At 54.1% G+C, this 19,347-nt stretch carries 14 protein-coding genes; 5 read left to right on the plus strand and 9 right to left on the minus strand.

All coding sequences use genetic code 11. The features are described from left to right. Positions 1 to 23: 23 nt before the first annotated feature. Positions 24 to 2,261, minus strand: coding sequence for a GTP diphosphokinase (gene relA / locus ABIC79_RS18385; RefSeq protein WP_013573992.1), 2,238 nt, complete (start codon positions 2,259 to 2,261; stop codon positions 24 to 26). A gap of 9 nt (positions 2,262 to 2,270) precedes the next feature. Further along, the gene (gene rlmD, locus ABIC79_RS18390; RefSeq protein WP_354568052.1) at positions 2,271 to 3,641 is read right to left on the minus strand and encodes a 23S rRNA (uracil(1939)-C(5))-methyltransferase RlmD; all 1,371 of its coding nucleotides are present in this window, start codon (positions 3,639 to 3,641) and stop codon (positions 2,271 to 2,273) included. Between the two features lie 63 nt (positions 3,642 to 3,704). Between rlmD and barA the strand changes: the two genes are divergently transcribed. Next, on the plus strand, positions 3,705 to 6,455 hold the full coding sequence (gene barA, locus ABIC79_RS18395; RefSeq protein WP_013573990.1) for a two-component sensor histidine kinase BarA: 2,751 nt from the start codon (positions 3,705 to 3,707) through the stop codon (positions 6,453 to 6,455). Positions 6,456 to 6,502: 47 nt separating this feature from the next. Here barA and ABIC79_RS18400 read toward each other — a convergent pair whose 3' ends face one another. The 5 genes from ABIC79_RS18400 to ABIC79_RS18420 form a co-directional block, all read right to left on the minus strand. Further along, the gene (locus ABIC79_RS18400) at positions 6,503 to 7,810 is read right to left on the minus strand and encodes an amino acid deaminase (protein WP_354568054.1); all 1,308 of its coding nucleotides are present in this window, start codon (positions 7,808 to 7,810) and stop codon (positions 6,503 to 6,505) included. Between the two features lie 117 nt (positions 7,811 to 7,927). After that, positions 7,928 to 9,067 carry a glycerate kinase gene (locus ABIC79_RS18405; protein ID WP_013573988.1) on the minus strand — a complete coding sequence of 380 codons (1,140 nt, stop codon included), beginning with the start codon at positions 9,065 to 9,067 and terminating at the stop codon, positions 7,928 to 7,930. A 120-nt stretch (positions 9,068 to 9,187) separates the two neighbouring features. Next, positions 9,188 to 10,126, minus strand: coding sequence for a 2-hydroxy-3-oxopropionate reductase (garR, locus tag ABIC79_RS18410; protein ID WP_269147805.1), 939 nt, complete (start codon positions 10,124 to 10,126; stop codon positions 9,188 to 9,190). After that, complete coding sequence (gene garL / locus ABIC79_RS18415) at positions 10,110 to 10,880, minus strand: 2-dehydro-3-deoxyglucarate aldolase (protein WP_013573986.1); 771 nt, start codon at positions 10,878 to 10,880, stop codon at positions 10,110 to 10,112. The genes garR and garL overlap by 17 nt, the downstream gene beginning before the upstream one ends. 60 nt (positions 10,881 to 10,940) lie before the next feature. Beyond that, on the minus strand, positions 10,941 to 12,284 hold the full coding sequence (locus ABIC79_RS18420; protein ID WP_013573985.1) for an MFS transporter: 1,344 nt from the start codon (positions 12,282 to 12,284) through the stop codon (positions 10,941 to 10,943). 551 nt (positions 12,285 to 12,835) lie between these two features. Between ABIC79_RS18420 and garD the strand changes: the two genes are divergently transcribed. Then, a complete protein-coding gene (garD, locus tag ABIC79_RS18425; RefSeq protein WP_013573984.1) occupies positions 12,836 to 14,407 on the plus strand; it encodes a galactarate dehydratase in 1,572 nt (523 codons plus the stop codon). 71 nt (positions 14,408 to 14,478) lie between these two features. Here the strand turns inward: garD and exbD are convergent, their stop codons facing one another. Continuing rightward, positions 14,479 to 14,913, minus strand: coding sequence for a TonB system transport protein ExbD (gene exbD / locus ABIC79_RS18430; protein ID WP_013573983.1), 435 nt, complete (start codon positions 14,911 to 14,913; stop codon positions 14,479 to 14,481). A 9-nt stretch (positions 14,914 to 14,922) separates the two neighbouring features. Beyond that, positions 14,923 to 15,843 carry a tol-pal system-associated acyl-CoA thioesterase gene (gene exbB, locus ABIC79_RS18435; protein WP_191996295.1) on the minus strand — a complete coding sequence of 307 codons (921 nt, stop codon included), beginning with the start codon at positions 15,841 to 15,843 and terminating at the stop codon, positions 14,923 to 14,925. A 522-nt stretch (positions 15,844 to 16,365) separates the two neighbouring features. Here exbB and ABIC79_RS18440 point away from each other — a divergent pair. Genes ABIC79_RS18440 through ABIC79_RS18450 form a run of 3 tightly spaced genes read left to right on the plus strand, consistent with a single transcriptional unit; the run spans position 16,366 to position 19,217 of the window. Further along, positions 16,366 to 17,343 (plus strand): TRAP transporter substrate-binding protein, encoded by a 978-nt coding sequence (locus tag ABIC79_RS18440; protein ID WP_013573981.1) that lies wholly within the window; start codon positions 16,366 to 16,368, stop codon positions 17,341 to 17,343. 56 nt (positions 17,344 to 17,399) lie between these two features. Next, positions 17,400 to 17,912: a TRAP transporter small permease gene (locus tag ABIC79_RS18445; protein ID WP_013573980.1), complete on the plus strand. Its 513-nt coding sequence runs from the start codon at positions 17,400 to 17,402 to the stop codon at positions 17,910 to 17,912. A gap of 12 nt (positions 17,913 to 17,924) precedes the next feature. Further along, positions 17,925 to 19,217, plus strand: coding sequence for a TRAP transporter large permease (locus tag ABIC79_RS18450; protein ID WP_013573979.1), 1,293 nt, complete (start codon positions 17,925 to 17,927; stop codon positions 19,215 to 19,217). Positions 19,218 to 19,347: the final 130 nt, after the last annotated feature.

The following is a 19,347-nucleotide window of genomic DNA, read 5'->3' on the forward strand; positions in this document are numbered from 1 at the left end:
TGGCGGGCCTTATAAGCGTTTGATCAGCTGCCGTGAAGCCGCTTGGCTTCAATTACATCCGGCAACTGGTTCAGTTTGGCAATCACACGTCCCAGCACCTGCGGGTTGTAGATTTCGATATCCATGTCGATGGTAGCCAGTTGCTGACGTGTATCGCTGCGGCTGGCAACACCGAGTACGTTCACTTTTTCATTGGCAAGAATCGTGGTGATATCACGCAGCAGGCCGCTGCGGTCGTTAGCCACCACACGTACCACCAGTGAATACCCGCTGGAGTAACTTTCGCCCCATACGGCATCGACCACACGTTCCGGCGCATTCGAACGTAAATCTTCCAGTTGATCACAGTCGGCACGGTGGATGGAAATCCCGCGGCCCTGAGTGATGTAACCGACGATTTCGTCGCCCGGGATCGGCTGACAACAGCGCGCAATGTGGTGCATCAGATTACCGACACCTTCAACCACCACGCGGCCATTGTCTTTGGTACGGGTCGGTGGCGGTGTGGTTTTCTGCGTCAGCTGGCGCAAAGCTTCTTTATCCAGCTCTTCCGCACTCGGCTTTTTCAGCTGCGATTGCAGGAAGTTCACCATCTGATTCAGACGGATATCGCCGTTACCGATTGCGGCCAGCACTTCATCCAGCGAGTTGACGTTGTAGCGCGGCAGCAGCAGTTTCTCGGCATCTTTGATGCTGATATCCAGTCTGTCCAGCTCGTCATCGAGGATTTGTTTACCGGCAATAATGTTCTTATCGCGATCCTGTTTACGGAACCAGTTTTGAATTTTCGAGCGCCCGCGGCTGGTCGTGACGTAACCCAGACTTGGGTTCAGCCAGTCGCGGCTTGGGTTCGCATGCTTCTGGGTGATGATTTCAATCTGATCGCCCATATGCAGCTGATAGGTGAACGGCACGATGCGGCCGCCAATTTTCGCCCCGATACACCGGTGCCCCACATCACTGTGGATGTGATACGCAAAGTCGAGCGGCGTGGAGCCCATCGGCAGGTCGATCACGTCGCCTTTTGGCGTAAACACGTAGACGCGATCGTCGAACACCTGGCTGCGCACTTCGTCGAGCATTTCGCCCGAATCGGCCATTTCTTCCTGCCACGCGATAAGTTTCCGCAGCCAGGCAATACGACCTTCGTAGCCCCCGCTGCGGCCACCGACCACAGCGGTGCCTTCTTTGTATTTCCAGTGCGCCGCGACGCCCAGCTCAGCATCTTCATGCATCTGACGCGTGCGGATCTGCACTTCCAGCGTTTTCCCACGCGGCCCCAGCACCACGGTGTGAATCGACTGATAACCGTTCGGTTTCGGGTTGGCGACATAATCGTCGAACTCATCCGGCAGATGGCGGAAATGAGTGTGCACAATCCCTAATGCGGCGTAACAATCCTGTAAACGCTCCACCACAATACGCACGGCACGCACGTCGAAGAGTTCGTCGAAGGACAGGGATTTCTTCTGCATCTTGCGCCAGATGCTGTAGATATGCTTGGGACGGCCGTAAACATCAACTTTGATGCCCTCTTCGGCCATCGCATTTTTAACGGTCGAGACAAAATCGTCGATGTACTGCTCACGGTCGATACGGCGTTCATGCAACAGTTTGGCAATGCGTTTGTATTCGTCAGGATGCAGATAACGGAAGCAAAAATCTTCCAGCTCCCATTTCAACTGGCCGATACCCAGACGGTTAGCCAGCGGCGCATAAATATTGGTACATTCTTTGGCCGCCAGTACGCGCTCTTCTTCCGGCGCATCTTTCACTTCGCGCAGATGAGCGATACGTTCAGCCAGTTTCAGCACCACGCAGCGGAAATCTTCCACCATCGCCAGCAGCATGCGGCGGACGTTGTCCACCTGCTCGGAAGCCATGGAATCGTTTTGCGTGGCTTTCAGCTGGCGGATGGCATCCATATCACGCACGCCATGTACCAGATCAGTAATGGCTTTACCGAACTGTTGGGTCAGGGTGTCTTCATCAATGATGCCGTCATCAACCAGCGGGAACAGCAGCGCCGCGCGCATACTGTCGTTATCCATGCTGAGGGTCGAGAGGATTTCAACCATCTCCAGACCGCGCCATAGCAGCAGCGAGGCGTCAGGATGGCCCTGCGTTTGTTGCTCGCAGTAGCGCCAGGTTTCGGCTAAACGCTCACATGATTGCTGGCTGGACAGTCCTAAACTATTGATCCAGTCGTCGAGCGCGAACTCGCCAGCCGTGTTCAGATGTGCACTTCTTACCGCAACCATACCCTCTCCCTACGTTTCTGACACAACACCTGTGTCAGACGGGTTGATAAACAGAGCCATCGATTCAAGGTGACCGGTGTGCGGGAACATATCCAGCATACGCACCCCGGCCAAACGATAACCCGCCTCCAACAAAATTTTACTGTCCCGCGCCAATGTTGTGGGGTTGCATGACACATACACCACACGCGCCGGGGCAAGCTTAACAATATGCGTCATCACGCCAGCAGCGCCACCCCGGGCCGGGTCCAGCAAGATTTTATTGAAACCTTGTGCCGCCCAGGGTTGTTTACTGACATCATCTTCCAGATTCTCATGGAAGAAGGACACATTCTCTAATCCATTATTCCGGGCATTATCTTGCCCATTCGCCACCAGTGTAGCAACACCTTCGACGCCGACAACCTGGTTAGCTCTTTTTGCCAGCGGAAGGGTGAAATTCCCCATCCCGCAGAACAAATCCAGCACGCGATCTTCCGGCGTCAGTTCCAGCCACTCCAGGGCCTGCGCCACCATTTGCTGGTTAACGGCATCATTCACCTGAATAAAATCGCGCGGGCCAAATTTCAGATTCAAACCATCAATCTGATAATAAGGGGGTTCGCCGCACAAAGGCTCCAGAGTCTCGCTGTCAGGCGCCAGAAAAATCGTTAACTGATGTTGCGCCGCAAACGCCGTCAGGCGCGCACGATCGGCTTCACTGAGCGGATCAAGATGACGCAGCACCAACAGCGGGCCGTTATCCGCCAGCACCATTTCCAGATGCCCGAGGCGTTTCGCCGCCGATAATGACGACAAACATTCCTGCACCGGCACCAGCAGTTGCTCCAGCTCAGGCCGCAGCACCGGACAATGGGTAATCGCCACCAGATCGTTGGAGCCTTCCTGACGGAACCCCATCACCAGCGGGCCGCTGACGGCACCGGATTTACGCCCCGGTTTAACGCCCGCAATTTGCAATCCCAGACGCGCACGACGGCGGTAACCGTATTGCGGACCGGCAATCACTGGCAGCGGATCCGCCTGAATACCGGTTTCGCGGGAAATCAGGCGTAATAACGCCGCTGATTTACTGCGCTGTTGCAATGCCTCGCTGGCGTGCTGCTGTTGACACCCGCCGCAAGTGGAATAGTGCGGACACAGCGGTTTTACCCGATCGTCGCTGGTGGTCAGCAAACGCTTCAGCTTACCTTTGGCGTACTTGCTTTTATCTTCTGTTAAAGTGACTTCTGCCTGTTCGCCGGGCAGTAAACCACTGACAAATACGGCTTTGCCATTGTGGCGTGCCACACCTTGCCCGAAAGTATCAAGGTCGGTGGCGGTCACAGTTATCGTTTGCCGGGTCGTCACGCGACGGTTCGGAGAGTAGAATTGAGCCATTATTGTCGATTACACGCTGGTTTATTAAGCTTACTTTAGCTAATTCTCCCACATTGGAACCTCATGACCAAATATAGCCTTCGCGCACGGATGATGATCCTGATCCTGGCACCGACATTAATGATCGGTTTGCTGCTCAGCACCTTCTTTGTGGTGCACCGCTACAACGAGTTGCAGAACCAGCTGACAGAAGCCGGAGCCAGTATTATCGAGCCTCTGGCAGTCGCAAGCGAATATGGCATGACGTTCCGGGAACGCGAACCGGTGAAACGGCTGATCAGCCGTCTGCACCGTAATCACTCTGATATTGTACGCAGCATCAGTGTGTTTGATGGCGAGAACAAACTGTTTGCCAGTTCGACCAGCCAGCATGATGACAGTCCGTTGCAGGTAAAACGCATCGAAGACATTCCGCGCGAGCTGACGAAAACCCGTTCCGGCGATGTGCTGATCCTGCGCACGCCCATTCAGGCTGAAAACCATACGGAAGCGGATGACGAAACCTTCAGTGCCTCGCCGGACAACCGGCTGGGTTATATCGCCATTGAACTGGATTTACGTTCGGTAAAACTGGCGCAATATCAGGAAGCGTTCGTATCCACCATGCTGTTATTGCTGTGTCTGGGTATCGCCACGCTGTTCGCTTACCGCCTGATGCGCGACGTGACAGGACCGATCCGTAATATGGTGAATACCGTTGACCGCATCCGCCGCGGGCAGCTCGACAGCCGCGTGGAAGGCAACATGCCGGGCGAACTGAGCATGCTAAAAAACGGCATTAACTCGATGGCGATGTCGCTGACGGCCTACCACGAAGAAGTGCAGCAGAATATCGATCAGGCAACGTCAGACCTGCGCGAAACGCTGGAGCAGATGGAAATCCAAAACGTCGAGCTGGATCTGGCGAAGAAACGTGCCCAGGAAGCGGCGCGTATCAAATCTGAATTCCTGGCCAATATGTCTCACGAGCTGCGTACCCCGCTCAACGGTGTGATCGGCTTTACCCGCCAGACACTGAAAACGCCGCTTTCGCCAACGCAGGCGGACTATCTGCAAACCATTGAGCGCTCCGCGAATCACCTGTTAACCATCATTAATGACGTGCTGGATTTCTCCAAGCTGGAAGCTGGCAAACTGGTGCTCGAGCATATTCCGTTCTCGCTGCGTGAAATGCTCGATGAAGTGGTTATTTTGCTGGCGCACACCGCGCATGATAAAGGTCTGGAACTGACGCTGAACGTCCACAACAACGTGCCGGAAAACGTGCTGGGCGATCCGATGCGCATGCAGCAAGTGGTGACTAACTTGCTGGGAAATGCGATTAAATTTACTGAAACCGGCAACATCGATATCAATGTCGAGCTGCGTTCGCAGAACAATTTGCAGGTGGAACTGGAAGTGCAGATCCACGATACCGGCATCGGGATTTCCGAACGTCAGCAGTCGCAATTGTTCCAGGCTTTCCGTCAGGCTGATGCCAGCATTTCGCGCCGACATGGCGGCACCGGATTAGGGCTGGTGATCACCCAGCGTCTGGTGAAAGAAATGGGCGGAGACATCAGTTTCTACAGCCAGCTGAACCGCGGTTCGACCTTCTGGTTCCACGTCACGCTCGAGCTGAATGAAAACCGTCATATTACGCCGGTTTCCATGAATCATCTTGAAGGCAAACGTCTGGCCTATGTTGAAGCCAATCCGGCGGCGGCGAAAGCCACGATGGAAATCCTGCAGGCCACACCGCTGGATATCACACATCGCACCACGCTGGCTGCGCTTCCTGAGCCATGGTACGACATCATGTTGTGCAGCATTCCGGTCAAACCGGATCAGGTTCTGGCGGACTACGAGGGTAAATTGCAGAAAGTGCTGGGCATGACACAGCACCTTCTGCTGGCGCTGCCGAGTCAGTTCCAGGTGGATGCCGAAGAATTGAAAAGGCGTGGCGTTCAGGCCTGTCTGATTAAACCGATGTCGAGTATCCGCCTGCTGCCGCTGTTGTTACATGAACAACAGGCTTCCGTCAGGGTGATCGGTAACGACGAAGATAAAACCTCGCGTCTGCCGCTGACCGCCATGGCGGTGGATGACAATCCGGCAAACCTCAAACTGATTGGCGCCTTGCTGGAAGAACTGGTGGAAACCACCGTGCTTTGTCACAGCGGTGAAGAAGCCATCGATGTCGCACGTCATACCGATCTGGATATTATTCTGATGGATATTCAGATGCCCGATATCGACGGCATTCGCGCCAGCGAAATCATCCACCAGATGGCGCGCCATGCCAAAACGCCGGTGGTGGCCGTCACCGCCCACTCGCTGAGCGGCGAGCGTGAACAGTTACTGAAACTGGGGATGGACGATTACCTGTCTAAACCCATTGATGAAAGCATGCTGAAAAATGTTCTGTCGCGCCATCATCAGCATCAGACACAGCTGGATTCACCGTTGCAGGCCAGCGAGTCACTCGCGCCGATCAGCACACTCGACTGGCAACTGGCACTGAGTCAGTCAGCCAATAAAGTCGCGCTGGCGCAGGATTTGCTGCAAATGCTGGTGGAGTTTCTGCCGCAGGTGGCAGAACGGGTGGAAGCCGTCACGCGTGGCGAACCGGACGACGATATTCTGGCGCTGATCCACAAGCTTCATGGCAGTTGCAGCTACAGCGGCGTACCGCGTCTGAAACGACTGTGTTTCTACATTGAACAACAGCTTCGTCAGGGCGTCAGCGTGGAAACGCTGGAACCGGAATGGTTTGAACTGCTTGATGAAATTGACAACGTGAAGCGCGCAGCAGTGGCGTATTTACCGAGGTAGTCATTAAAAAGATTAACGCCCGGCATCGTCCGGGCGTTTTCGTGTCGTCAGAACCAGGTCGTCACCGCGCCGGTCACATCCCACTGTTCATTCACCAGCAACAACTGACGCCATTTGTCGAACGTCAGGCACGGATGACAGATATCAAACACCAGCATGTCGCCGACTTTCAAATCCGCATCTTCCGGGATCGACATAAACGCATGCTGATCCATCATCGCGAATACTTTCCAGTCGTCAGGCGCGGGCACCACCGTGGTGTATCCGGCCTGTGTGGCGCTGCGCGGACGAAAATGTCCGGCCGCTTTCGGGTATCCGGCATCATAACCGGCATCACGTTTGCCGAACGCAATAATGGCCCTGCCCGGTTCCGGCAACGACTGCACGGCTGCCCAGACCTGCAACGCTGGCTGTAAACTGCTGTTCATTTCACGCGCCACCGGATTGCTGGTTTGCATGCGTTCCAGCGCCGCCTGATACGCGCCAACGTCGTGTGTCACGTAACAACCGGAACGCAGAATGATATCCAGCACGTAGCGTTTTTCTGTATCGAGATGGGTTTCTTCCCGCGTCAGTTCCTCGGCAACCACATCGAACCAGGCGGAACCTGCACCGGTCAAAATCACCTGGGGTTCAGCAAATTCTCCGGCCTGCGCCAGCGCTTCGGTACGTGTCATCACGTGACGCAGGAAACGGCGGATCACCGCTTCATCATTGCTCACGCCTTCATAAAGCTCGACGCCGACCAGCGCCAGTGACTGCGGCCAGCGCTTCACCGCCGCCAGTACGTCGGCTTCCTGTTGTTCGGTGCGAATACCGGTGCGCCCGCCCGTTATGCCGTACTCAAACATCACCCGCAGTTTCTGCCGCTGGCTGGCAAAATAGTGCCCGAGCGCATCGGCGTTCTCAGCAGAATCAACGATGCAGGTAAAATCAAATGCCGGGTCATCACGCAGCAACCCGGCAATGATTGCCATGTTGCCTTTCCCCACCAGCTGATTCGCCATGATCACTTTGCGCACACCGTGCCGGAACGCGGCATAAACCTGCGGTGCCGTTGCCAGCGTGATGCCCCATGCGCCGAATTCCAGCTGCATCTGATATAACTCAGGGCTCATGGTGGTTTTGCCGTGCGGTGCCAGTTTGAGCTGATAACGCTGGATAAATTCACGCATCCAGGAAAGGTTGTGTTCGATTCTCTCTTCGAGCAGCACCGCCACCGGCAGGCTGACGTCTTCACGCAGGATATTCCAGCCCTGTTCACGGATATCGCGCATGCGCGCACCGTCATTCAGCGGCCCCAGCCCTTTCGTTTGCGTATTAACCGGCTGCTGTGAAAAATCGATCTCTGACATACGTGTTTTCTCATTGGCGAATGTCTTTAAAACCTAACGTAAAACCGAGGGAAATAAAATACAAAAACCGGCGCAGGCTGGGCCTGAACACCGGTTTTATATCCTGAGTGCTGTCGGTTAAAGCTTTTGCGATAACTTAATAGTGGCGGCAATATTTCGTGCTGATTTACGCAAGTTGTCTGCGGCGTTTTTCAGGGCATCATCAAGCGTACAAATGCTGTAGAGCACGCTGAAAACAGCATCCAGACCATGGTCGTAAACGACATCAACATCTTTTGTCAGACTGCCGGCAATACCAATCACGGGCTTGTTGTAACGTTTAGCCACCCGTGCCACACCAATTGGCACTTTGCCATTGATGCTCTGACTGTCAATCCGCCCTTCACCGGTAATCACCAGCGTGGCATCTTTCACCAGTTCATCCAACCCCAGCGCATCGGTGACGATCTCAATGCCCTGGCGCAGTTCGGCATGACAGAACCCGTAAAGTGCCGCTCCCATGCCACCGGCAGCACCGGCTCCGGGAACATGCTCAACGTCAATACCCAGATCCTGTTTGATCACCCGGGCGTAATGATGCAGATAGCCGTCGAGCTGTTCGATCATCTCCGGTGTTGCCCCTTTTTGCGGGCCAAAGATGGCAGAAGCTCCGTCCTTGCCGGTCAGCGGATTCGTGACGTCACAGGCCACTTCAAAGCGGCATGTTTTAATTCGCGGATCCAACCCGCTGATATCAATGTGGTGCAGTTTTTCCAGCTCGCCTCCGCCCTGACCAATAGATTTGCCATCTTTGGTCAGCAACTTCGCGCCCAGCGCCTGCATCATGCCAGCGCCACCATCGTTGGTAGCGCTGCCACCAATCCCGATAATGCAGTGTTTTACGCCGTGGCCGAGAGCAGAATGGATCAGTTCACCTGTACCATACGACGTGGTTTTCAGCGGATTACGTTGCGCCGGAGGAACACTTTCCAGCCCGCTGGCCGCCGCCATTTCGATGAAAGCGATTTTCTCATCACCTGAAAGGCCAAAAAACGCTTCAAGCGGGGTGCCCAGTGGTCCGGTGACATTCACCTTCACCACACGCCCACCGGTAGCCGCCACCATGGCCTCTACCGTGCCTTCGCCGCCATCGGCAACCGGCAACTTGACGTACTCTGCCTCGGGGAAAATCTCACGGAACCCACTCTCGATGGCTTTTGCCACATCCAAAGCAGACAAACTTTCTTTGTATGAATCCGGTGCGATCACTATTTTCATAAAGTCATTACCTTCATAAACTGCACGCGCCGATGTGGAAAAGCGTCCTGTCAGTTTTGCATCCTGCCTGAAGGGCCGCGCGCCGGCCGTGTTCATTCAGCGCCGCGCGTCCGCCGCAGACTAACGGGTAACTTCAACCTTCGCTAAGGTTTCATAATAGCGTGCAATAGCGCTATGGTCAGATTGCCCGTGACCATCCGCTTTCAATGCCTGCATCATTTCCATGACCAGCGAGGTCAGAGGCAGTTGTGCGCCGACGCTGTGTGAGGTGTCCAGTGCGTTCGCTAAATCTTTGATGTGTAAATCAATACGGAAGCCCGGTTTGAAGTTGCGATCCATCACCATCGGCGCTTTCGCTTCCAGCACGGTACTGCCTGCCAGACCACCACGAATTGCCTGGAAAACCAGATCCGGATCCACGCCCGCTTTGGTTGCCAGCACCAGTGCTTCTGACATCGCCGCAATGTTCAGCGCCACAATCACCTGGTTCGCCAGCTTGGTCACGTTGCCTGCACCAATATCACCGGTATGCACCACCGAACCCGCCATGGATTTCATGATTTCATAGCATTTATCAAACACAGCTTTGTCGCCACCCACCATGACAGACATAGTGCCGTCGATGGCTTTTGGTTCACCACCGGAGACCGGCGCATCGAGCATCGCGATTTGTTTAGCGGCCAGCGCCTCACTGATTTCACGACTTGCCAGCGGCGCGATAGAACTCATGTCGATGAAAATGGTGCCCGGACGAGCGCCTTCAATCAGACCATTTTCGCCCAGCGCCACGTCTCTCACCTGCGGCGAGTTTGGCAGCATGGTGATGATCACATCAGAAACCGCAGCCACCGCTTTTGGTGTGTCTGCGGCTGTCGCGCCGAGTTGGACAATTTCGCCGACGGTATCCTGATTGCGGTCCATAACGACCAGCTCGTAACCTGCTTTCAGCAGGTTTTTGCTCATAGGCTTGCCCATGATGCCTAAACCAATAAAGCCAATTTTCATTCGGGTATCCTCTTTATATTGATGTAATGAGAGCGAATCACTGGGTGAAGCGATCGCACAGCGCCTGTGTGCCTGCACGGAAAACGCCTAAATCACTGCCGACAGCCACGAAGGTCGCTCCCCACTCCAGATAACGGCGCGCATCCGCTTCAACCGGTGCCAGAATACCGCTCGGTTTGCCATGCGCTTTTGCACGCGCAAAGATGTGACGGATAGCGGCCTGCACGTCCGGGTGTCCGGCGTTGCCCAGATGACCCATGCCTGCGGCCAGATCACTCGGGCCGACGAAAATGCCATCGATGCCATCAACGGCAGCAATCGCGTCCAGATTATCGACGCCCTGCTGGCTTTCGATTTGCACCATCACCGCGATGTTGTCATTGATGCTGTTGAAGTAATCCGGCACGGTGCCGAACATGTTGCTGCGGTGGGAAACGGAAACGCCGCGGATCCCGGCAGGCGGATAACGGGTCGAAGCAACGGCCAGCTCAGCCTGTTCCTGTGTTTCCACAAACGGCACCAGGAAATTGTAGAAACCGATATCCAGCAGACGTTTAATCACCACCGGATCGTTGAATTGCGGACGAACTACCGGCGCGCTGCGGCTGCCTTTCAGCGCCATCAGCTGCGGCACAAAAGTGCTAACATCGTTTGGCGCGTGTTCGCCGTCGAGCAGCAGCCAGTCAAAACCTGCGAGGCCAAGCACTTCGGTTGAGATCGGGCTGGATAATGCTGACCAACAGCCAATCAGGGTTTTCCCTTGCAATAAGTCCTGGCGGAACCGGTTTGGAATCATTTGATTACTCATATCTGACCTCATAAAAGGGGGCAGAGCCGGGATGCCCGGATTACCCCGCATCGCAATTTACTATTTCTTAAGTTCCAGACGTTTGATATCGCCGACCACCAGCAGATAGCAAAGCATCGCCATCAGTGCTGAACAGCCCACAAAAATTAATGCCATATTGAAAGAATGCAGACCTTTCACGATGTAGCCGATCACCAGCGGCGTCACGATGGAGGCCACGTTACCGAACACGTTGAAGATGCCGCCGCACAGACCGATGACTTCTTTTGGCGCAGTATCCGCAATCACTGGCCAGCCGAGCGCTCCGAAGCCTTTACCGAAGAACGCCAGCGCCATCAGGGTGACGACCAGTACGTTATTGTCCGTGTAGTTACACAAAATGATGCTGGTGGCTAATAACATGCCCAGCACGATAGGAATTTTACGCGCCACGGTCAGCGAGTAGCCGCGTCTGATCAGAAAATCTGAGAACACGCCACCCAGCACACCGCCCGCAAAACCACACAGCGCAGGAATTGCGGCAATCATCCCCACTTTAAGAATAGACATGCCCTTTTCCTGAACCAGATAAATCGGGAACCAGGTCAGGAAGAACCACGTAATACTGTTAATGAAATACTGTCCGAAGAAGATCCCAAGCATCATGCGGCTGCTCAGCATCTGACGAACGTAGCTCCATTTCGGGCCGTTTTTCGCGCTGTCCGTTTTCTTGTGGTCGATATCAACAACGGCACCGCCGTCTGTCAGATACTCCAGCTCACTTTTAGAAATATGTGGATGTTCCGGCGGGTTGTGAATGAATTTGATCCACACCAGCGTCAGGACAAAACCCAGCACGCCCATCACGATGAAAACATGTTCCCAGCCCCAGGCATAAGTCAGCCAGCCCAGTAAAGGCGAAAACAGTGCCAGTGAGAAATACTGTGCGGAGTTAAAAATCGCGGAAGCCGTGCCGCGTTCAGTGGTCGGGAACCAGGCAGCCACAATACGGGCGTTCGCCGGGAAGGATGGAGCTTCGGAGAAACCGAGCATGAAACGCAACATGAACAGCGTCAGTGCGCCGTACGCCAGCGGGAACCAGCCCACAAAACCCTGCAACAGGGTGAACAGCGACCAGAAGAACAGGCTGTAGGTGTACACTTTTTTGGAGCCAAATCTGTCCAGCAGCCAGCCGCCGGGCAATTGCATAATCAGATAAGCCCAGCCGAACGCGGCAAATATTTGTCCCATGTCGGCAGCATCCAGGCCCAGCTCACGCGCGACCTCGGTTCCCGCGATAGAGAGCGTGGCGCGGTCAGCGTAATTCACCGCCGTGATTAAAAAGATAATCAGCAAAATATAGTAACGGATATGGGTCCGTACCTTACTTTGCGCGATTGTCCCGGACTGAGATTGAATGTTCATGGTGACCCTCATTGTCATAATGCGAAAATTTTTCAGGGAGCTCACCGTTATTGAAATAACGTTTTTCGTTCACCTGTGGTTATTCGCCGTACAGCGTCTTAATTCGAAACAGGCAATAAACACTTTATTTATGATCGCCTGAAATTTACCTGTATTACTTTCAACGTCACCTTCAGAGGGCCAATACAGTATAAAAAGGAGGCCACGAAATAACACTGTGCATTCGCCCAAGAATAGCCCCGTTGATTGTGACTATTCTTTTGCATCCACACATCGGTGTGGGAGGAGAATCACAGATTGTGTGGAACCGATAACCGCTCAAATCAAAGGGTGATTTACATCACATTTATTCTGTCACCTGCCACACAGAATGACGTTCATCGGGCAAAAAGCTGGTCAGTTGCACAATGAGGTTGCCGGAAGACTGCCTTATAATGGATGCCATACCCTGTATTACCAGAGCATGTTTACAAGAACATTATTGAGCGTCAACTTCAGATAATTTACCGGAATTTTTTGTTCCGGGATGTTTAATAAACGCGGAGACAGTTATGTCACGTAATAAAGATAAAGAACACGCTACCGAAGCGCTTTTTATTAAAGTTCATGAAAGCGATAACGTGGCGATTATTGTGAATGACAACGGCTTAAAAGCCGGCACCCGATTTGCGAACGGTCTGGAATTAATTGAGCATATTCCGCAAGGCCATAAAGTGGCGTTAGAACCCATTGCTAAAGGCGGCGATATTATTCGTTACGGAGAAGTCATTGGTTATGCCGTACGGGATATCGCGCAGGGCAGCTGGATTGATGAATCCCTGGTGGAATTACCGGTCGCCCCTGAACTTTACAGCCTGCCGCTGGCCACCCGTGTGCCACCCGCGCTGCCACCACTCGAAGGCTATACCTTTGAAGGCTACCGCAATGCCGACGGCAGCGTCGGCACCAAAAATCTGCTGGGAATCACCACCAGTGTGCACTGCGTGGCGGGCGTAGTGGATTACGTAGTGAAAATCATTGAACGTGATTTACTGCCGAAATTCCCCAACGTCGACGGCGTCGTGGCACTGAACCATTTGTACGGTTGCGGTGTGGCGATTAACGCTCCTGCGGCCATTATCCCGATCCGTACCATCCACAATCTGGCGCTGAACCCGAACTTTGGCGGCGAAGTCATGGTGGTCGGTCTGGGCTGTGAGAAGCTGCAACCCGAGCGCCTGCTGGAAGGCACGCCGGATGTGCAGGCGATTTCACTCGATGACACGCACATTGTGCGTTTGCAGGATGAGCAACATGTCGGTTTCCAGTCGATGGTTGACGATATCCTGACGGTCGCACAATTTCATCTGGAACGCCTGAACCGCCGCCAGCGCGAAACCTGTCCGGCTTCCGATCTGGTTGTGGGCACACAATGCGGCGGCAGTGATGCCTTCTCCGGTGTCACCGCCAACCCGGCAGTCGGTTACGCTTCGGATTTGCTGGTGCGCTGCGGTGCAACAGTGATGTTTTCAGAAGTCACAGAAGTGCGCGACGCTATCCATCTGCTGACACCGCGTGCAGCGGACGTCGACGTGGGTAAACGTCTGCTGGAAGAAATGGCCTGGTACGATAATTATCTGTCGCTGGGTCAGACCGACCGCAGCGCCAACCCGTCTCCGGGCAACAAAAAAGGCGGTCTGGCTAACGTGGTTGAAAAAGCCCTGGGTTCGATTGCTAAATCCGGTACCAGTGCGATTTCAGAAGTGTTGTCTCCGGGACAACGTCCGACCAAAAAAGGCCTGATTTACGCCGCCACACCTGCCAGCGATTTTGTCTGCGGGACACAGCAACTGGCTTCCGGTATTACCGTTCAGGTATTCACCACCGGACGCGGTACGCCATACGGCCTGCTTGCCGTGCCGGTGATTAAAATGGCAACACGTACCACGCTGGCAAACCGCTGGCACGATCTGATGGATATCAATGCCGGGACAATTGCGACCGGTGATGCCACCATCGAGGATGTGGGCTGGGAACTGTTCCATTTCATTCTGGACATCGCCAGCGGTCGCAAGAAAACCTGGTCAGACACCTGGGGCATCCATAATGCGCTGGCGGTGTTTAACCCGGCGCCGGTAACCTGAGTTACCGTTTTGCGGATAAACGAAAGGCCAGCAATGCTGGCCTTTTTTGTGCGTCTGATTTGATTCACAACTTACTGCGCCGCAGCGGCACCGGTTTGTTCTGCACCCACCAGCCCGACTTTCAGGTAACCGGCTTTACGCAAGTTATCCATCACGCTCATCAGCGTTTCGTAATCGACACTTTTGTCCGCGCGGAAGAAAATCGTACTCTGCTTGTTACCCTGAGTACGCTGATCCAGCATCGCGGTCATATTATCGCTGTTCACGGGCGTGTCGCCGAGGAACAGTTGCTTGTCAGCTTTCACCGACAGGAAAATCGGTTTCTCCGGACGCGGCTGCTGTTTTGCCGTCGAAGCCGGTAAATCCACCCGCACATCAACGGTGGCCAGCGGTGCCGCCACCATGAAGATGATCAGCAATACCAGCATGACGTCGATAAAAGGCGTGACGTTGATGTCATGCATTTCACCACTTTCGTCGATATCGTCGTTTAACCGAATAGCCATAATCTGTTATTACCCTACGCGTAACTGACCTGTCTGACCGCGTGGCGCATTGCCTTCGCTGGCAGCCAGATCCAAATCACGGCCCTGTAACAGGATAATCTGCGCCGCCACATCGCCTACCTGATGACGGTAAGAGGTGATGGTACGGGCGAAAATATTGTAGATGACCACCGCAGGGATAGCCGCAACCAGACCCACAGCCGTGGCCAGTAAGGCTTCGGCGATACCCGGTGCGACGACCGCCAGATTGGTAGTCTGCGTCTGTGCGATACCGATGAAGCTGTTCATGATGCCCCATACGGTACCGAACAGACCGACGAAGGGAGAGATTGCTCCGATGGTCGCCAGAATACCGTTGCCACGGCCCATGTAACGACCCGCGGCGCTGACGCGGCGCTCAAGGCGAAAACCGGTACGCTCTTTAATGCCGTTGTTGTCAGTCGATCCGGCAGACAGTTCCAGCTCGTTCTGCGCATCGCGGATCATCTGCGCGCTGATGCTGCTGGCAGCGAAACTTTCAGCCTGCTCGGCGGCTTCGTCCAGCGTACGAACGGAGGACAACGCATCAAATTCACGGCGCATACGGCGTTTGCCCGTGAAGACTTCCGCACCCTTGCTGAATAACAATGCCCAGGTGACCACAGAAGCCAGCAGCAGACCGATCATGACGGTCTTCACCACCACATCAGCGTGATGGTACATGCCCATAACAGACAAATCGGTTGGGATCACGGGTGCCGTCTCTGCTGGCGCGGGTTGCATCACCGGAGCTGGCGTTGCGTCACCGGTCGCCGGTGCGTCAGCCGTTGCAGGTTGAGTTGCTGCAGAATTGACGGCTTGTCCCGCCGGCGTCGCAGGTGCAGCCATCGCGTTGCCGCTCAGACCAGCAACCAACATTAACGACATCAGTAATGAGGTCGCCTCTTTCATCTTATTGCGAGCCGTTTTCACGCGTCGCCTCCAGCCAGAATCAGTGTGTAGAAGGAATGAATAACGCCGAATGATATCAAAGAAAAAGGCCTAATTGATAGTCGTTCTCATTATTATTTACATTGTCCCGCCTGCCGCCCGACGTGTCATTGACAGATGACAAGGTTTTTCCTGTTTGTACAAAGGTTGAACAATTTAACCTCCGTCACACTTTCAAAAAAAATCACACAGTAAATCAATCATCTGAGCTTCATTACTCAAGTTAAAACAACGTTTTAAATATTAAGCAACAGCTTTTTACATTTGTTACGAGTTTGTGATAACGCTCAAATACCGCACAACAAAAAATAGGATAAAGTGCATTCACTGGCGAAGACCTCACACCGGCACGTCATGCATCCCTATCATTTAAAAGCTTATTCAGACATTTTTCAAAATGAACCGGCAACGCCTCTGCGCCCGTCCTGTTCGATACTTGTTCACATTTATCTTTCCCTTACCGAGTACCCTGGAGACAAACTGATGAAAATGCAAAAAGCACTTCTCAGCCTTTGCCTGAGTTCCGCGACCCTCTTATTTACGCATGGCGTGTCAGCACAAACGCTGAAAGCCGCCGACGTGCATCCGCAAGGCTATCCCAACGTGGTCGCCGTCCAGCACATGGGCGAAAAACTGCAAAAGCAAACAGACGGACGCCTCGAAATTAAAACGTTTCCGGGCGGCGTGCTGGGAGATGAAAAGCAGGAAATTGAACAGGCGCAGCTCGGTGCGCTGGATATCATCCGTGTGTCGATGACGCCGGTTGCTTCGATTTTGCCAGAAATTAATGTCTTCACCCTGCCCTATATTTTCCGCGACGAAGACCATATGCACAAAGTGCTCGACGGTCAGATCGGTAAAGAAATCGGCGATAAAATCACCAACAACCCGAATTCGCGACTGGTTTTTCTCGGCTGGATGGATGGCGGGACGCGTAACCTGATCACCAAAAAACCGGTGGTGAAACCGGAAGATTTGCACGGCATGAAAATCCGCGTACAGGGCAGTCCGATTGCGCTGGCAACGCTGAAAGCGATGGGTGCCAATCCGGTGGCGATGGGCGTCAGTGAAGTGTTCAGCGGCATGCAGACCGGCGTCATTGACGGCACCGAAAACAACCCGCCAACCTTTGTCGCCCATAACTACCTGCCGGTAGTGAAAAACTACACCTACAGCCGCCATTTCATCATCCCGGAGCTGTTCCTGTATTCAAAAGTGAAATGGGACAAACTGAAACCGGAAGACCAGCAGTTAATCCTCAAACTGGCGAAAGAAGCACAGGACGAACAGCGCGAACTGTGGAAAGCCTATAACGAGAAAGCCCTCGCCACGATGAAAGCGGGCGGCGTGAAATTCTATGAGATTGACCCCGCGACGTATGTCAAAGCCACGCAATCCGTGCGCGATGAATTCGGCAAAGACCATCAGGATCTGATGCAGCAAATCGCTGACGTGAAGTAAACCCTGACACCGGCAGCCTGCGGGCTGCTTCTTTCTGATCTTTCGCCGGGGGATTTATGGTTTCGAGTTATCACACCCTGATGGACATTCTTTACCGCTGCGCGATGTGGATCGCGGGCATCGCGTTGCTGCTGATGGTGGCGGTGATCCCGGTTGGGATCTTTGCCCGTTACGTGATGAACAGCGCCCTGTCGTGGCCGGAGCCGATCGCGATTATGTGCATGGTGACGTTCACCTTTATCGGAGCCGCTGTCAGTTACCGCGCTGGTTCACACATCGTCGTTGCGATGGTCACTGACCGCCTGCCACCTGCGCTGAAAAAATTTTCTGCCCTGCTGGCTGACCTGATGATGCTGGCCATCAGCGTGTTTATTTTCTGGTACAGCCTGCAATTGTGCAGTGAACTCTGGCAACAGCCGGTGGCGGAATTCCCGCTGCTGACCGCCGGACAGACCTATCTGCCGCTACCTATAGGTTCTGCACTGACGTTGTTATTCATCATTGAGCAGATCATTGCCGGCCCGCAACATCAGCGGCCTGTGGTGATGCTGGGCAATTCTGACGCCTGACCGGAGCCTGTTATGGATGCATTAATCTTGTTGTTAACGCTGGCAGTGATGCTGGCGATTGGCGTGCCGGTCGCTTACGCCGTCGGGCTGAGCGCGCTGGCAGGAGCCTGGTGGATTGACCTGCCGTTTGAAGCGCTGATGATCCAACTGACCAACGGCGTGAACAAATTTTCACTGCTGGCGATCCCGTTCTTTATTCTGGCAGGCGCGATCATGGCCGAAGGAGGGATCGCCCGCAGGCTGGTCAGTTTTGCCTACATCTTTGTCGGGTTTATCCGCGGCGGGCTGTCGCTGGTGAACATTGTGGCCTCAACCTTTTTTGGCGCGATCTCCGGTTCTTCCGTGGCGGATACCGCCTCAATCGGCTCGGTGATGATCCCGGAAATGGAGAAAAAGGGCTATCCGCGTGACTTTGCGGCGGCGGTCACCGCCAGCGGCTCGGTACAGGCGATCCTGACGCCACCCAGCCACAACTCGGTGATTTACTCGCTGGCGACCGGCGGTACGGTGTCGATTGCCGCGCTGTTCATCGCCGGTATTTTGCCCGGTTTACTGCTCAGCCTGACGCTGATGGTGATGTGCGTGGTGTTTGCTCACAAACGCGGTTACCCGAAAGGTGAGCGCGTGCCGTTCCGCCAGGCGCTGAAGATTTTTATCGACACGCTGTGGGGGCTGATGACCATCGTGATCATCATGGGCGGCATTCTCAGCGGAATATTTACCGCGACGGAATCCGCAGCGATCGCGTGTTTGTGGTCATTCTTCGTCACCATGTTTATCTACCGCGATTACAAGTGGAGCGAACTACCGAAACTGATGTATCGCACGGTGAAAACCGTCAGCATCGTGATGATCCTGATAGGGTTTGCCGCCAGTTTTGGCGCAGTCATGACTTACATGCAGTTGCCGATGCGCATCACCGAATTCTTCACCTCGATCTCTGACAACAAGTACGTGATCCTTATGTGGATCAACATCATGCTGCTGGTGATCGGCACACTGATGGACATGGCGCCGATCATCCTGATCCTGACGCCGGTGCTGTTGCCGGTGGTGTTATCGCTCGGCATCGACCCGGTGCATTTCGGCATGATCATGCTGGTGAATCTGGGGATTGGCCTGATCACCCCGCCGGTCGGCTCGGTGCTGTTTGTGGCCAGCGCGGTGAGTAAACAGAGCATCGAAAAAGTGGTGAAAGCCATGCTGCCGTTCTACTGCGTGCTGTTCGTGGTGCTGATGCTGGTGACCTATATTCCGACCATTTCGCTGTTCCTGCCCAAACTGTTTGGCGTTTATACCGGCTGATGCCCAAAACTCGTTTCTCCCTTGCCCGTCGTGACGACGGGCTTTTTTTTTGGCCGTGCTGCTGAAATTTTCTCATCCACCCGCCAAAAGCCTGATCCCTGAAATTCATCATGTTAAGTTAATGACATAT

The organism is Rahnella sp. 2050, from assembly GCF_040544515.1.
In the GTDB taxonomy this organism is placed as follows: Bacteria; Pseudomonadota; Gammaproteobacteria; order Enterobacterales; family Enterobacteriaceae; genus Rahnella; species Rahnella aceris.